Raw genomic sequence first — 14,904 nt, forward strand, 5'->3', positions numbered from 1 at the left:
GCGGTGAGGGTGTGGGTGGGGCCTGGAACGAGGTTGGGCATGGTCGTGTGGTGAATCGCGGCGCGGCTTACCCAATATCGGATCGAACGTCGACGGGTTGCTCCCCTCTCCCTCCGGGAGAGGGGTTGGGGGAGAGGGCGTGGCGGTTCCATCCACGACATGTCGCGATCTGATCCGCTGGCCCTCTCCCCCGCCCCTCTCCCGCAAGCGGGAGAGGGGAGACAACAATGGGAACGCGTACGTTCCTACTTCAGCAACGTCTCCGGCAGCCACAGCGAGAACGCCGGCACGTACGTCACCAGCAGCAGCGCCGCCAGCAGCGCGCCGTAGAACGGCCAGATCGTGCGCATGACCTGCCCCACCGAGACGCCGCCGATGGCGCAGCCGACGAACTGGGTGGTGCCCACGGGCGGGGTGTTCAGGCCCAGCGCGCAGTTGATCAGCATCAGCATGCCGAACTGGACCGGGCTCATGCCGTAGTGCATGCAGATCGGCAGGAAGATCGGCGTGCAGATCAGGATCGTGGCGGCCATGTCCAGGAAGGTGCCGAGGATGAACAGCATCACGTTCACCATCAGGAAGATCACCCACGGGCTGGTGGACACCGAGCTCAGGAACTGCCCGGTCAGCTCGGCCACGCCATAGAGGCTGATCATGTAGCCGAACGTCGCCGAGATGCCGATCAGCAGCAGCACCACGCCGGTCGTCTTGACCGCCTTGGCCGCGGCCTTGATGAACTGCTCGCGGGTCAGCGAGCGGTACAGGAACACGGTCAGCGTCAGCGCGTACAGCACGGCCACGGCGGCCGATTCGGTGGCCGTGAACACGCCCGACAGGATGCCGGCCAGGATCAGCACCACCACGAACAGCCCCGGGAGCGCGGCGGCCAGCGAGTGGCCCACGATCTGCCAGCCCGGGAACGTGCCCGACGGGTAGCCGCGGCTGCGCGCCACGAAGTACGCGGCGGCCAGGTTGCAGATCGTCAGGATCAGCGCCGGCAGCACGCCCGCCAGGATCAGCGCGGCGATGGACACCTTGCCGCCCGCCGCCAGCGTGTAGATGATCATGTTGTGGCTGGTCGGCATCAGCGCGCCCACCAGGGCCGCGTGGGTGGTCACGTTGACCGCGTAGTCGGCGTGGTAGCCCTCGCGCTTCATCATCGGGATCATCACCGCGCCCATTGCCGACACATCCGCCACGGGCGACCCCGACACGCCGCCGAACAGCGTGCACGCCACCACGTTGGACATGCCCAGCCCGCCGCGCACATGGCCGGCCATCGACTTGGCAAAGTTGACGATGCGGTCCGCGATGCCGCCGTACAGCATCAGTTCGCCCGCGAAGATGAAGAACGGGATGGCCAGGAACGAGAACGCGTTCATGCCCGACGTCATCTGCTGGAACACCACGGCCAGCGGCAGGCCCTCGTAGAGGATCGTGGCCACGGCCGACAGCCCGATGGCGAACGCGACCGGCACTCCGAGGATCAGGAAGCCGAAGAAGCAGACGGTGAGGATGATCAGTGCCATGCCGGCTCCACTTCCGTGCCTTTCAGCACTGCAATGATGTGTTCGATCGAGAACAGCACGATCAGCACGCCGGCGATGACCGGCGGCAGGTAGCGCCACCCTTCGGAAATGCCCAGCGTGGGCAGCTTGTAGTCGGCCACGGACATCGCCAGGATCGCGCAGTTCCAGGCCATGACCGCGCCAAACGTGCCGACCAGCGTGTGGATCAGCAGCTCAAGCTTGATGCGCAGGCGCTCGGACAGCAGCACCAGCAGCGACTCCAGGCCGATGTGGCCCGCGTCGCGCACGCCCACCGCCGTGCCCAGCATGGTCACGTACAGCACCAGCAGCATCGCGATGGACTCGGCCCAGGTGGGCGTGTCGTTGAGCACGTAGCGCCCGAAGACCTGGTAGAGCACCGCGATCACGAGCAGCACCAGGCCGAAGACGCCCAGGCCCAGGCAGGCCCGGGCCAGCGCGGCACAGAAGCGGGTATAGGGATGGGCGTGCGCGGCCACCGCCGGGTCGGCGGGGCCATGCGCGCCCTCCGCCGGCGCGGCCGGCGTGGGGGATGGCGAAAGCATGATGGATTCCCTGCTGCGGGTACGTCGGTTACTTCGTCTCTTGCGCGCGGCGCACGAGGTCCTTCATCTGCGCGCTGGTAATGAAGCGGTCGTACACGGGCTTCATCGCGGCCTGGAACGACGCCTTGTCCACCTGGATGATCTGCACGCCCGACGCCTCCACCAGCTTGCGCGACTTCTGCTCGCGCTCATCCCACAGCTTGCGCATGTACGGCACCGAATCCTTGGCGGCCTGGCGCACCATCGCCTGGTCTTCCTTCGACAGGCGGTCCCACGCGACCTTCGAGAACAGCAGCATTTCCGGGGCCATCGAGTGCTCGGTCAGCGAGTAGTACTTGGCCACCTCGAACTGGCGCGAGCTCTCGTAGCTGGGCCAGTTGTTCTCGGCGCCGTCGACCAGGCCGGTCTTCAGCGCGGTGTAGACCTCGCCCCAGGGCATCGGCGTGGCGTTGGCGTGCATGGCTTCCAGCAGCGACACCCAGAGGTCCGACTGCTGCACGCGGATCTTCATGCCCTTGGCGTCGGCCAGCGACTTGATCGGGCGCTTGGTGGTGTACATCGAGCGCGAGCCGCTGTCGTACCAGGCCAGGCCGATGAAGCCGTTTTTCTCGCACGACTTCAGGATGTCGTCGCCCACCGGGCCGTCCAGCACGTGCCGCATGTGCTCGGTGGAGCGGAACAGGAACGGCATCGTCGGGACGATGGTCGCCTCGCAAATGTTGTTCATCGCGGCCGAGTTCACGCGCACCATCGACAGCGCGCCGATCTTGGTCTGCTCGATGGCGTCCTTCTCGCTGCCCAGCGAGCCCTGCGCGAACACCTTGACCGACATCTTGCCGTTGGAGCGCTGCTTGAGCAGGTCGCCCAGGTGGCGCACGGCCTGGACGGTCGGGTAGTCGTCGGGATGGATGTCGGCCGAGCGGAATTCCACGGCGTGCACGGCCGTGGGCAGCGCCACGGCGGCGAGCAGCGCGGCCATCAGGGTACCCAGGCGGGTACGCGGGGAGCGGTGTTGGAACATGTGTATTGCCTCCAGAGTTATTCGTTATCAGTCGACACAGGTTCGGCCCCCTGGCCCGGCGCGGGCCCGGAGGGCGCGATGCGAAATCGGGTCAGTCGCGCAGCACGGGCTCCGCGGTGCCGCGCACGCCGGGGCGCAGCGCCACCACGGCGCCGGACAGCGGGTCGCTGTCGTCGGTGCGGATCGACGTGACGTAGAGCGTGTCCAGCCCGCTGCCACCGAACGCACACATGGCCGGCTTGGCGAACGGCACGGCCAGGCTGCGGTCCAGGCGGCCATCCGGCGTGAAGCGGTGCACCTGGCCGGCGTCGTTGCCGCAGATCCAGTAGCCGCCGTCCTGGTCCACCGCGGCGCCGTCGGGGCGGCCCGGGTAGCGGTTCATGTCGATGAACACGCGCCCGTTGGCCGGCGTGCCGGTATCGACGTCGTAGTCGAAGGCCCAGACCGCCTGCCGCGCCGGGTGCGAATCGGACAGGTACATCGTGCGCCCGTCGGGGCTGAAGGCCAGGCCGTTGGGCGTGATCAGGTCCTCGCGGACCACGTCCAGCGCGCCGCTGCGCGCGTCGTAGCGATAGAGCTTGCCGTCGGTGGCGGCCAGCGACATGTCCATCACCATCGTGCCGGCCCAGAAGCGGCCCTGGCGGTCGCAGCGGCCATCGTTGAAGCGCATGCCGCCGCGCGCGTGCTGCACGGCCGCCACGGGCTGCGGCGTCGGCGCCGGTTGTCCCGCCACCAGCTTGCCGATGCGGAACAGGCCGGTCTCCATCGCCAGCAGCCAGCCGCCGTCGGCCGTCATCGCCATGCAGCCCGCCATCTCGGGGATGGCCCAGTGCCTGGTGTCGCCGCTGGCCGGGTCAAAGCGCCACAGCGTGCGATTGGGGATATCGGTCCAGTACAGCGCCGCCTCGCCCGCGTGCCAGACGGGGCTTTCGCCCACGCCGCAGCGCATGTCGCCGATCCGTTCGTAGGTGCCGGCCATGGCGCTCAGTCCCCGAACGGGCCGGCCTTGACGAAGGCCCCGCCCTGGTACCAGCCGGCCGGGTCGTCGGCCGGCAGCGGCGGCACCGATTCCACCTTGGCGCGGAACTGCTCGGACGACTCCACGGGCCTGAAGCCCAGGCGGGCCGCCTTGCTGTTGTCCCACCAGCTGTCGCGGTTGGCCGATGCGCCGTAGACGATCAGGAAGCCCACCTTCGGCACGAAGATGGCGCGCTTGACGAGCTGTTCCAGGTCGTCGTAGCCGAGCCACGTGACCAGCATGCGGCGGTCCTTCGCTTCGGGGAACGACGAGCCGATGCGCAGCGCGACGGTGTCGATGCCGTAGCGGTCGCTGTAGAAGCTGGCCAGCTGCTCGCCGAACGCCTTGCTGACGCCGTAGTAGCCGTCGGGCCGCGCCGGCGTGTCGGCGTCCAGCACTTCGCCCTGCCGGTAGTAGCCAATGACGTGGTTCGAACTGGCGAACACGATCCGGCGCACGCCCTGGCGGCGGGCCGCCTCGTACAGGTTGTAGGTGCCCTGGATGTTGGCCGGCAGGATTTCCTCGAACGGCCGCTCCACCGATACGCCGCCCAGGTGCACGACCGCGTCGACCCCCTCCAGCAGCGCGTGCACGGCCTTTGCATCGGACAGGTCGCACGGCACGACTTCTTCCTGCTCCCGGGCCTCGCCGAGGTTGGCGATATCGGACACGCGCACCACGTCGGCATAGCGCTTCAGCCGGTCACGCAGGACCTTGCCGAGATTGCCGGCGGCACCGGTCAGGAGAATGCGATGGCAACGGGTGGTGACGCCGTCGAGCGGGTCTTGGGAGGAGGTCTGAGACATGGTGTCGGGCTACAGCGGCGCGCGATCGGAAAATCGGCACACCAATGACTGGAAAGGGAGTAATTGATCTGTTGTCATACAACGCCACTGGAATCTAATCGTCTCCCCTTCTCCGGTCAAGGTGCGATTCCCTAAGTAAATTCCCTAGAAGTTTTAAGATGCAGACATCCAGACTTGGATTTCCGGCGCGTGGTTTTTCCTCACTCAAATGAGTGAGTTAGCAGGATTCCGACCGCCCAGGCCCTGCTGCGCAATGGCGCTGCAGGCCGCCCCGGGAGTCGATTTTCCATTGCTTTTAAATAACTTACGTGAAACTGACAAACGTTTGCTGCAATGCAAGCTAAGCATTTGCCTAATTCCGCAAACCCGCGTTTGAGGGCCCACGATAATGTCGATGGAATATCGGCTCTAGTGTTGTGGATCCACCCAATGTCTCGTCGTATGTCTTGCGACGTTATTTTTCTGTAAGGTACGATGTCATAGGACATCGGATCTGTTTGCCTGCCTTTCCCAGGCCAGCCGCGCCGCATGTCCCGGCGCCGTGGAGACATCCTCGCGCGCCACCCATGCCCGCCGGTGACACATGCCCTGCCGCTTTCCAGAAGGCGGCACCCGAGGTCGACACAACAGACGCAGCACGGCATGCAGCACCGGTCTACCGCAGCAAATAACGAAACCAGAGCCAGGATGGAGACCAACATCATGAAGCGAGCCCTTGCGCCCTTCGTCACCACGGCCGCGCTGGCGGCCATCGGCGCCGCGGCACCGGCCCACGCCCAGTCGAATGTCACGCTGTACGGCATCGTCGACACCACGATCCGCTATACGACCAACGAAAGCGCCGCCGGCAACGGCAAGCTCCAGATGAGCGACGGCGTGCTGACCGGCAGCCGCTGGGGCCTGTACGGCGTGGAAGACCTGGGGCGCGGCTACCAGGCGCTGTTCGTGCTCGAATCGGGCTTCTCGCCCGACGCCGGCCAGAGCCTGCAGGGCAACCGGCTGTTCGGCCGCAAGGCGTACGTCGGGCTGCAGGGCGAATTCGGCACCGTCACGCTGGGCCGCCAGTTCACGGTGATCCACGAGGTCATCGCCAGCTACGACGCGATGGCGCTGGCCAACCTGTCCATCGTCGGCTTCCAGGGCGGCAACTACACGGGCGGCGTGCGCCAGGACAACATGATCAAGTACGCCGGCAAGTTCGGCGGCTTCACCGTCGCGGCCCAGCACGCGTTCGGCGAGCAGCCGGGCAGCGTGGCGCGGTCGTCGTCGACGGGCGGCAGCCTGACCTACGCCGCAGGCCCGTTCATGGTCGCGGGCGGCTACCAGATCATGAAGGACAGCACGAGCTACTACGGCGTGACCATCCCCACCAGCGACCAGAAGGTCTGGACGCTGGGCGGCACCTACACGGCCGGCCCCGCGACGATCTACCTCGGCTACACCAACAGCAACGTCGACAACGCCGGCTACAAGAACCAGGCCGGCTACCTGGGCGGCAAGTACCAGTTCAACCCGGCGTGGTCGCTGATCGCCATCGGCACGTACGACCACCTGAAGCACGGCGGCGATTCGGGCAACCGATTCACCGGCGCGCTGATGCTGGACTACGCGTTCAGCAAGCGCACCGACGTCTACCTGGAAGCCGACTACACGACGCTGACCGACGCCTGGCGCACGCTCGGCGCGCAGCCGACCTTCCAGACGCCGTTCTACGGCCACGGCAGCCGCGTGGGCGTGATGGCCGGCCTGCGCCACAAGTTCTGACGCGGCACCACGCGGTCAATCGGAAACAGGGGGCGGCTTCGCCCCCTTTTCCATCCAGGCCCGCCGCGCGGCACGTGCGATCCTTACGCCTGTTGCTGCAGCGGACACATCGCCGCCAGCCACACCCGCAGCACCCGCCAGCCAGCCCGGCGCCGCCAGATCCATTAAAAAATCTGCGCGAGGGGCTTCACAAAACTGGAAGGCGCTGATAGTATTGCGGGCTCTATCCGATTCGTTGCAGACGCCGCAAAACACCGCAGCAGCACGGATCGCCGCGGTAAATCGCGACGATGGAACAGGTTTCGCAAGTCAAGGTTTCGCCGGTGTAGCTCAGTTGGTAGAGCAGCGCATTCGTAATGCGAAGGTCGTAGGTTCGACTCCTATCTCCGGCACCATTCACTTGAAGTAGGAAGGGCAACCCAGGCGGGTTGCCCTTTTTGCTTTGGGGCTTCGCAACTGGGCCGGCTGAAGTACGACGTCGAGCTGCACGCCGACGCCGCCGAGCCCCTCCCCTCTCAAGACATCGCGCCCGGCCGATGGTGCAGTTGCCACGCGTCGGCGGCCACGCGGCGCAGCGGCACGAGGCTGTCGGTGCCGACCATCTGCATCACGGCCATCTCGATGCGTTCGATCGTCGCGGTCTTGGGCAGGCAATCCACCACGCCGCGCGACTCCAGCGCGGCCGGCACGCGCAGCCACATGTTGTCGGACAGCAGCAGGATGCGCGCGTTGGGCAGCGCCTCGGTCAGGCGCCGCAGCAGGTACCAGTTGTCGTTGACGTCCCCGGCCATGCCGTAGACCACCACGGCCGGCGCGTGGCTGGGCGCGAGTGCGACGATGTCGGCCGGGTCGATGGCATGGACAGCGCCGATGCCCGGCATGCGTTCCAGCAGGCGCTGCATGCCCAGGCGGACCAGCGGCTGGTCGTCGATCACGATGGCGGTCATGGTCTATCTCCCCGTATCTTGTATGGATGCGGGGATTCTGCAAGCGTCATGCCAGACGGTTTGTGGCCGCTGCGAGCAGTCGTGGCGCGAGCCATGGCGAACCCACCAGCGCCCGCGGCCCCTTGGCCCGCCGGGGCTGGCCGGCCTTGGCCGACCGCGCCGGCGCACTGCCAGCCATGCCGGGCCGACCGCACGCGATGTTACGGCCAACGTAACGTGTCACGGGGCACCGTAACGTGAGACCGTCGGACCGGCAGACCATCGAGGCTGGACCGGGCCGGCCCGCCGTTGTCAGGTCACCGTGATCCGGTCGTCGATCACGCGCACCTGCCCGCCCGTCTTGTCCTCCATGACCTTGAGCACCTTGTGCCCCACCTGCAGCGTCACGCCGCCATGGATGCGGCGGCCCACCGCGATCACGGCATCGTCGGACGGCTTGATCTGCTCGGCCAGCCGCGCGATCTCGGCGTCCAGTTCGAACAGGTCCTTGTTGATCTTGAACATCGTGGCGCGCGCCTTCTCGCGGACGTCGCCCTGGGCGCGCTCGGGATGCTTGGCGAAGAACGCCACCAGCTGCTGCAGCTTGGCCTGGTCGTCCAGCACCTTGCGCCGCCGCGCCTCCAGCTCGGCCTTCTGCTCGTCGGCAAACGGGTTCAGGCCCACCTGCACGGCCGTGGCGCTGCCGGCCGGCGCGCCCAGCGTGGCCACGCTCACCGACTGCAGCGCGCGCGTGCGGCCGCCGCTGATGCTGCCCTGCCCGGTCGGCGTGCCCACCACCACGCGCTCGCCGGCCGAGACGTCGCTCTGCCGGATGCCGCTTTCCACCACCACCTCGGTGGCGGCCTCTACGATGGCGTTCTGGATATAGCGCGCATGCACCGCACCCTTGGTGCGGACGCTGGCAATCTCGTTGGGGTCGCCGCCATGCGCGGTCTCCGCCCTGCCGATGATGCCGCCCTTGACGATGACGTCCCCGCCGGCCTCCACGTGGGCCGCCTCGATCGTGCCCTGCACCACCACGTCGCCGGTCACGCGGACCGACATGCCGGTGAGGATGTCGCCCGAGACGCGCAGCGATCCATCGAAATTGACATTGCCCGAATGCAGGTCCACCGCGTCCACGTCGACCACGGGGCTGACGATCACGCCATTGGGCAGCACGCGCGGCGACCCGGCGATGACGGCCAGCAGCAGGTTGGGATCGTTCGGGTCCGGGGCCACGCCGGTCAGGTCCGGCGCGTAGGGGGTGTCGATGACCGGCTCGGCGGCGATCGGCTTGCCCAGCAGGTCCATGCCGTCCTTGCCGGGCCGGGCCGGCGTGCGGCGCATCAGCGCGGTGCCGGGATTCACCAGCAGCAGGCTGCCGAGGTCGCGCAGGTCCACCCGCTCGTCCTCGTTCTCCGCCTGCGCGGGCCGGCGCTGCTGCACGAGGCTGTCGAACCGGGCGGGCTCGCCCTGCACCGGCGCCACGCCGCGGGCAATCTCGCGGCCCTCGCAGCCGCCCGCTTCCAGCGCCACGCGGATGGCGGCCGAATCGAGCAGCGCCACCACGCCCATCGACGCCGCGGCGGCCGCGATGTCGGCTTCCTCGATCGGACGGCCGCCCTCGGGCGGCATCAGCGTCAGCAGCAGTTGCAGCTTGTCGCCGGTCATTTCCAGTTCGAAGGCACCGTCCAGCACATTGCCGATCACCGCGTCGATCTCGCGATCGGTGAGCTGGCACTGGGTCAGGAAGCCGGTCACGGCGCCCTGGTCCAGCCGGGCGCCTAGCCAGCCGTGCTCGGCCAGCGACGCCTCCAGCGCCGTCCGGTCCGGCGGCAGCCGCCCCGTTTCCGGCGTAAAGCAAGCCCTTACCTGATCTCCCGGCTGGTTGAGTTCCAGCCGTAATCCCACGTCCGCGTTCATGGCTCCCCGCTTTCTGGTTGCAGCGTGGTGCCCGCCGGCCGGGGTTCATGCCCCGCGCGTCCTTCCGCCAGGACGTCCGTACTTGCGCCAACCCTGCTTGTCGTATCCAGTGGTCAACGGCAGAAATGCGAGTGAGCTTTAGCCCACAAAAGTAGGGGACCGGCGTTTTCGGTAAACTGACGCCCTTTCCGAAGCGCCCGGGATCCCAGAATCCCCAAAATCCCCAGATGTCCAGCCCATACGAAGTCCGTCCCGGCCAGTCCGTCGAACTGCTCAAGGAACTCCATATCCTGACGCGCGACGGCAAGATGAACCAGGACAGCCGCCGCAAGCTCAAGCAGGTCTACCACCTGTTCCAGTTCATCGAGCCGCTGCTGCGCGAGGTGAAGGACGCGAAGGGGTCCGTGGCGCTGGTGGACCATGGCGCCGGCAAGTCCTACCTGGGCTTCATCCTCTACGACCTGTTCTTCAAGGACCTGCACGACGATTCGCACATCTTCGGCATCGAGACCCGCGAGGAACTGGTGGCCAGCTCCCAGGCGCTGGCCAGCCGGCTGGGCTTTCCGGGGATGTCGTTCCTGAACCTGTCGGTGGCGGATTCGATCACCTCGCCGGCGCTGCCCGCCACCGTGGACGTGGTCACCGCGCTGCATGCCTGCAATACGGCCACCGACGACGCCATCCGCTTCGCGCTGGCCAAGCACGCCCAGCACATCGTGCTGGTGCCGTGCTGCCAGGCCGAGGTGGCCAGCGTGCTGCGCAAGCACAAGGGCCGGCTGCTGGCCGGCAATCCGATGACGGAAATCTGGCGCCACCCGCTGCATACGCGCGAGTTCGGCAGCCAGCTGACCAACGTGCTGCGCTGCCTGCAGCTCGAAGCGCATGGCTACCAGGTCAGCGTGACCGAGCTGGTCGGCTGGGAACATTCGATGAAGAACGAGCTGATCATCGCGCAGTACAAGGACCTGCCGCGCCGGCGTCCGGCCGAGCGCCTGAAGCAGGTGCTGGAATCGGTCGGCATCGAGGAACTGGGCGAGCGCTTCTTCACGCCCGCCTGACCCCGCGCCGGCCGCCGCACCGGGCTGGGGCGGCTACAGGTCGCTCTTGCCCGCCATCCACCTGAGCCAGCCGGCGTGGCCAAGCTGGCGCAGCGTTTCCATGTTGCGCTCGTAGATGTCCTCGGCCTCGGGAAAGGCTTCGGCCGCCCGCGCGATGCTGTCCTCGCGCAGCAGGTGCAGGATCGGGTACGGCGCGCGGTTCGTGTAGTTCTCGATGTCGTCGGGCCCGGTGCCGTCGAACTGGTACTGCGGATGGAAGCTGGCAATCTGCAGCGTACCTTCCAGCTTCAGGCTGCCGAGCAGCCGGTCCGCGAAATACAGGAAGTCGTTGTAGGCCAGGAAATCGGCCAGGCCATGCGGCACGATGAGCAGCGTGGTATCCACCTGCGCCGGATCGGCCTCGGCCAGCAGGCGCAGTTCGCGCTCCAGGTCGTCGAACACGTCCGCGTCGTCGGATGCCTGGCTGACCACGTACCGCACCTGGTCCTTCACGTACACGCTCTTGGCGAACGGGCACAGGTTCAGGCCGATCACTGCACGCGCCAGCCAGTGCCGCACGGCCGCGATGACCTCGCCGTCTTCGGGCCGCTGGCCGCCCTGCCCGGTCGCGCTCATTGGCCGTTGGCGATCTGCAGCGCGACGGCTTCCGCCACCTCGATGCCGTCGATCGCCGCCGAATAGATGCCGCCCGCGTAGCCGGCGCCCTCGCCGGCCGGGTACAGGCCGCGCACGTTGATGCTCTGGTAGTCGTCGCGATTGCGCTCGATGCGCAGCGGCGACGACGTGCGCGTTTCCACGCCCGTCAGCACCGCGTCGTGCATCGCAAACCCGGCGATCTTGCGGTCGATCTGGGGCAGTGCCTCGCGGATCGCGTCGATCACGTAGTCGGGCAGCGACGTGCTCAGGTCAGTCGGCGTCACGCCGGGCTTGTAAGACGGCTCCACGCTGCCCAGCGATGTCGACGGCCGCCCCGCCAGGAAATCGCCAACCAGCTGGCCCGGCGCGCGATAGTCGCCGCCACCCAGCACGAACGCGCGCTCTTCCCACTTGCGCTGGAACGCGATGCCCGCCAGCGGGCCGCCCGGGTAGTCCTGCTCGGGCGTGATGCCCACCACGATGCCCGCGTTGGCGTTGCGCTCGGCGCGGTAGTACTGGCTCATGCCGTTGGTCACCAGCCGCCCCGGCTCGGACGCGGCCGCCACCACCGTGCCGCCCGGACACATGCAGAAGCTGTAGACCGCCCGGCCGTTGCTGGCGTGGTGCACCACCTTGTAGTCGGCCGCGCCCAGCAGCTTGTTGCCGGCAAACTTGCCAAAGCGGCTGCGGTTGATCAGGCCCTGCGGATGCTCGATCCGGAACCCCAGCGAGAACGGCTTGGCTTCCATGAACACGCCGCGCCCGTGCAGCATCTCGAACGTGTCGCGCGCGCTGTGGCCCACGGCCAGGATCACGTGGTCGCACGGCAGGTAGTCGCCGGTGGACAGCTTCAGGCCGCGCACCTGGCCGCCGTCGATGTCGATATCGTCCACGCGGGTCTCGAAGCGGATCTCGGCCCCCAGCGCCAGCATCTCGGCGCGCATCTTCTCGACCATGCTCACGAGCCGGAACGTGCCGATGTGCGGCCGCGCCTTGAACAGGATGTCCTCGGGCGCGCCCGCGCGCACGAACTCGTCCAGCACCTTGCGCCCGTAGTGCTTCGGGTCCTTGATCTGGCTGTACAGCTTGCCGTCCGAGAACGTGCCCGCGCCGCCTTCGCCAAACTGCACGTTCGACTCCGGATTCAGCACGCTCTTGCGCCAGAGCCCGAACGTGTCCTTGGTACGCTCGCGCACTTCCTTGCCGCGTTCCAGGATGATCGGGCGGAAGCCCATCTGCGCCAGCAGCAGGCCGGCCAGCAGCCCGCACGGCCCCAGGCCGATTACCACGGGGCGGGTCTTCGGGCCGCCCTCGGGGGCGCGCGCCACGAAGCGGTACGTCATGTCCGGCGTCACGCTCCAGTTCGGCTTGCGCTCCATGCGCTGGCGCGCGGCGGCCTCGTCGCGGACTTCGATGTCGATGATGTAGGTGAGCTTGATGTCGTCGCGCTTGCGGGCGTCGTGCGCGCGGCGGAAGACCTTGAATCCGACGAGGCCGTCGCCCTTGACCCCGATCTGGGCCAGGTGGCTGCGCACGGCAGCCTCTAGATCGCCCTCGGTATGGTCGAGCGGCAGTTTGACTTCACTGAGACGTAGCATGGGGTACCGATTCTTCTGCGGCCTGGATGTCTGGTGGCCGGGAGTCGCCCAGCAGGAGGCCAGAACGGCCGAAGCGGGATTTTATCAGCCGCCACAGCCCCGGGCGCGCCGCCGGCACCATGATGCGCAGCCGCGACGACCCCTGCGCGACGATGCGGTGCCAGCCGGCCGCGTCGATCACGCAGACGCCGCCGGCGCGCAGGTCGCAAGACCACTGGAAGACCTGCCCGCCCAGCCAGCGCGGCGCATCGGACACGGCCACGCGGCCCGACACGACGTGCACCACGGCGCCGCTGCCCAGGTGCAGATTGAGGCACTGGTCGGCTGCCAGGCTGACGTCCTGGACGTCTCCGGGAAAGTGATGCGGGCGGTTCATGGCGGCACTCCTTGGGCGATGGAAAATCGTGCCTCCAGCGTATCGGCCGGCCTGTTTCGCCAACAGACACAAGGGCTCGCAGCCGCAACCGGAACAGATGCGAAACCCTGGCGCTGTTACGATACAGCGGCCGCCTATCTGTATCTGTTCCGGATCTCGCCCGCGCGCGAAGATTGCGCCATGTCCGCCACCATGCCCGACCCGCTCCACACCGCCGCGGCCCCGCTCTACCAGCGGCTGGCCGGCCACTATCGACAGGCCATCACGTCAGGCACGCTGACGCCGGGCGACCGCATGCCGTCGGTGCGCGCGCTGATGGGGCTGCACGACGTGAGCCTGTCCACGGCGCTGCAGGCGTGCCGCGAACTGGAAGCCGCCGGCCTGCTGGAAGCTCGCCCGCGCTCCGGCTACTTCGTCTGCGCGCCGGCCCGGCCCGCGCTGGCGCCCATCGAGGAACCGGCGCCGGGGCTGCCCGATCCCGCGCAGTACGTGGGCATCCACCAGCGGATCTCCGCGATCCTGGCGCGCAGCAAGCACCATCGGATCAACCTGGGCGGCGCCTGCGGCGCGCCGGAGCTGTATCCGACCGATGCGCTGCGCAACGCGGCCCAGCGCGCGCTGCGCAAGTATCCCGAGCTGTTCGGCACCTCGGTCGACGCCGACGGCCATCCGGCCTTCCGTGCCGCGCTGGCCCGGCATGCGCTGCGGTCGCACATCAACGTCTCACCCGAGGAAATCGTCGTCACCCACGGCGCCACCGAGGCACTGACGCTGGCGCTGCGCGCCGTGGCCGGCCCGGGCGACGTGATCGCGGTGGAATCGCCCACCTATTACGGTCTGTTGCAGATCCTGGAGAGCCTGGGCATGCGCGCGCTGGAAATCCCATGCAGCCCGCAGACCGGCATCTCGCTGGAGGCGCTGGAGCTGGCCGCGCAGACCTACGCCAACATCAAGGCCGTCTGCGTGGTGCCGAACCTGCAGAACCCGCTGGGCTGCGTGATGCCCGACGCGCACAAGCAGCGGCTGGTGGCGTGGTGCGCGGCGCGGGGCATCGCCATGATCGAGGACGACTGCTGCTCGGCCACCATCGACGACGACACGCCGCTGCCGGCCGCCAAGTCGTGGGACACCACCGGCACCGTGATCCATTGCGCGTCGCTGCACAAGGTGCTGGCGCCCGGCATGCGGCTGGGCTGGATCACCGCCGGCCGCTGGCAGGCGCGCGTGGAAATGCTCAAGTTCGGGCTGTCGCGCCCGAACGAGATGCTGACCCAGATTGCCGTGGCCGAGTACATGGGCACCGGCGCCTTCGACCGCCACCTGCGGCGCCTGCGCACGCAGCTACGCGTGCAGCGCGAATGGGTGGCGCAGAAGGTGGCGGCCACGTTCCCGGCCGGCACGCGGCTGACGCTGCCGCGCGGCGGGCTGCACCTCTGGGTGGAAATGCCGGGCAACGTGTCGTCCGAAACCGTGTTCGAACAGGTGCTGGGCGACGGCATCCGCGTGATGCCCGGCGCGATGTTCTCGAACTCGAACCGCTTCAACCATTTCCTGCGGCTCAACTGCGGCAACCTCCGCACGCCCGCGCTGGAACAGGCGCTTGATACCGTGGCCGCCGCCGCGCGCCGCCTGGCGGGCTAAGGCCCGCGCGGGCGCATCGTTTTTCCCTTATTTTTCCCAAAT

Annotated in this window: 13 protein-coding genes and 1 tRNA gene; 4 read left to right on the plus strand and 10 right to left on the minus strand. The window is 67.8% G+C overall.

The features are described 5' to 3' along the window. Nucleotides 1-245: 245 nt before the first annotated feature. The 5 genes from EHF44_RS18010 to EHF44_RS18030 form a co-directional block, all read right to left on the minus strand. A complete protein-coding gene (locus EHF44_RS18010) occupies nucleotides 246-1,529 on the minus strand; it encodes a TRAP transporter large permease (RefSeq protein ID WP_124684917.1) in 1,284 nt (427 codons plus the stop codon). Continuing rightward, entirely contained in the window at nucleotides 1,520-2,092 is a 573-nt protein-coding gene (locus EHF44_RS18015) for a TRAP transporter small permease (RefSeq protein WP_124684918.1), read from the minus strand. Before EHF44_RS18015 ends, EHF44_RS18010 begins: the two co-directional genes overlap by 10 nt. Before the next feature lie 28 nt (nucleotides 2,093-2,120). After that, a complete protein-coding gene (locus EHF44_RS18020) occupies nucleotides 2,121-3,071 on the minus strand; it encodes a TRAP transporter substrate-binding protein (RefSeq protein ID WP_124685166.1) in 951 nt (316 codons plus the stop codon). A 133-nt stretch (nucleotides 3,072-3,204) separates the two neighbouring features. After that, complete coding sequence (locus EHF44_RS18025) at nucleotides 3,205-4,092, minus strand: SMP-30/gluconolactonase/LRE family protein (protein ID WP_124684919.1); 888 nt, start codon at nucleotides 4,090-4,092, stop codon at nucleotides 3,205-3,207. A 5-nt stretch (nucleotides 4,093-4,097) separates the two neighbouring features. After that, nucleotides 4,098-4,937, minus strand: a complete 840-nt coding sequence (locus EHF44_RS18030) for an NAD-dependent epimerase/dehydratase family protein (RefSeq protein ID WP_124684920.1) — start codon at nucleotides 4,935-4,937, stop codon at nucleotides 4,098-4,100. A gap of 702 nt (nucleotides 4,938-5,639) precedes the next feature. On the opposite strand from EHF44_RS18030, the gene EHF44_RS18035 reads away from it, so the two are divergent. Together EHF44_RS18035 and EHF44_RS18040 are read left to right on the plus strand one after the other, a co-directional pair. Further along, a complete protein-coding gene (locus tag EHF44_RS18035) occupies nucleotides 5,640-6,701 on the plus strand; it encodes a porin (RefSeq protein WP_124684921.1) in 1,062 nt (353 codons plus the stop codon). 319 nt (nucleotides 6,702-7,020) lie between these two features. Further along, a tRNA-Thr gene (locus EHF44_RS18040) sits at nucleotides 7,021-7,096 on the plus strand. 120 nt (nucleotides 7,097-7,216) lie between these two features. On the opposite strand, the gene EHF44_RS18045 is transcribed toward EHF44_RS18040, so the two are convergent. Both EHF44_RS18045 and EHF44_RS18050 read right to left on the minus strand, forming a co-directional pair. Then, nucleotides 7,217-7,648, minus strand: a complete 432-nt coding sequence (locus tag EHF44_RS18045; protein ID WP_124684922.1) for a response regulator transcription factor — start codon at nucleotides 7,646-7,648, stop codon at nucleotides 7,217-7,219. A 291-nt stretch (nucleotides 7,649-7,939) separates the two neighbouring features. Continuing rightward, nucleotides 7,940-9,553 (minus strand): DUF342 domain-containing protein, encoded by a 1,614-nt coding sequence (locus EHF44_RS18050; RefSeq protein ID WP_124684923.1) that lies wholly within the window; start codon nucleotides 9,551-9,553, stop codon nucleotides 7,940-7,942. A gap of 227 nt (nucleotides 9,554-9,780) precedes the next feature. On the opposite strand from EHF44_RS18050, the gene EHF44_RS18055 reads away from it, so the two are divergent. Next, on the plus strand, nucleotides 9,781-10,611 hold the full coding sequence (locus tag EHF44_RS18055) for a class I SAM-dependent methyltransferase (protein ID WP_124684924.1): 831 nt from the start codon (nucleotides 9,781-9,783) through the stop codon (nucleotides 10,609-10,611). Nucleotides 10,612-10,644: 33 nt separating this feature from the next. Here the strand turns inward: EHF44_RS18055 and EHF44_RS18060 are convergent, their stop codons facing one another. Genes EHF44_RS18060 through EHF44_RS18070 form a run of 3 tightly spaced genes read right to left on the minus strand, consistent with a single transcriptional unit; the run spans nucleotide 10,645 to nucleotide 13,221 of the window. Beyond that, nucleotides 10,645-11,226 (minus strand): DUF1415 domain-containing protein, encoded by a 582-nt coding sequence (locus tag EHF44_RS18060; protein WP_124684925.1) that lies wholly within the window; start codon nucleotides 11,224-11,226, stop codon nucleotides 10,645-10,647. Continuing rightward, on the minus strand, nucleotides 11,223-12,845 hold the full coding sequence (locus EHF44_RS18065; RefSeq protein WP_124684926.1) for an NAD(P)/FAD-dependent oxidoreductase: 1,623 nt from the start codon (nucleotides 12,843-12,845) through the stop codon (nucleotides 11,223-11,225). The genes EHF44_RS18060 and EHF44_RS18065 overlap by 4 nt, the downstream gene beginning before the upstream one ends. Further along, nucleotides 12,829-13,221, minus strand: a complete 393-nt coding sequence (locus EHF44_RS18070; protein ID WP_124684927.1) for a hypothetical protein — start codon at nucleotides 13,219-13,221, stop codon at nucleotides 12,829-12,831. The genes EHF44_RS18065 and EHF44_RS18070 overlap by 17 nt, the downstream gene beginning before the upstream one ends. A gap of 180 nt (nucleotides 13,222-13,401) precedes the next feature. Between EHF44_RS18070 and EHF44_RS18075 the strand changes: the two genes are divergently transcribed. After that, nucleotides 13,402-14,862 carry a PLP-dependent aminotransferase family protein gene (locus EHF44_RS18075; RefSeq protein ID WP_253699926.1) on the plus strand — a complete coding sequence of 487 codons (1,461 nt, stop codon included), beginning with the start codon at nucleotides 13,402-13,404 and terminating at the stop codon, nucleotides 14,860-14,862. Nucleotides 14,863-14,904: the final 42 nt, after the last annotated feature.

It is taken from the genome of Cupriavidus pauculus, assembly GCF_003854935.1.
Taxonomy (GTDB): domain Bacteria; phylum Pseudomonadota; class Gammaproteobacteria; order Burkholderiales; family Burkholderiaceae; genus Cupriavidus; species Cupriavidus pauculus_C.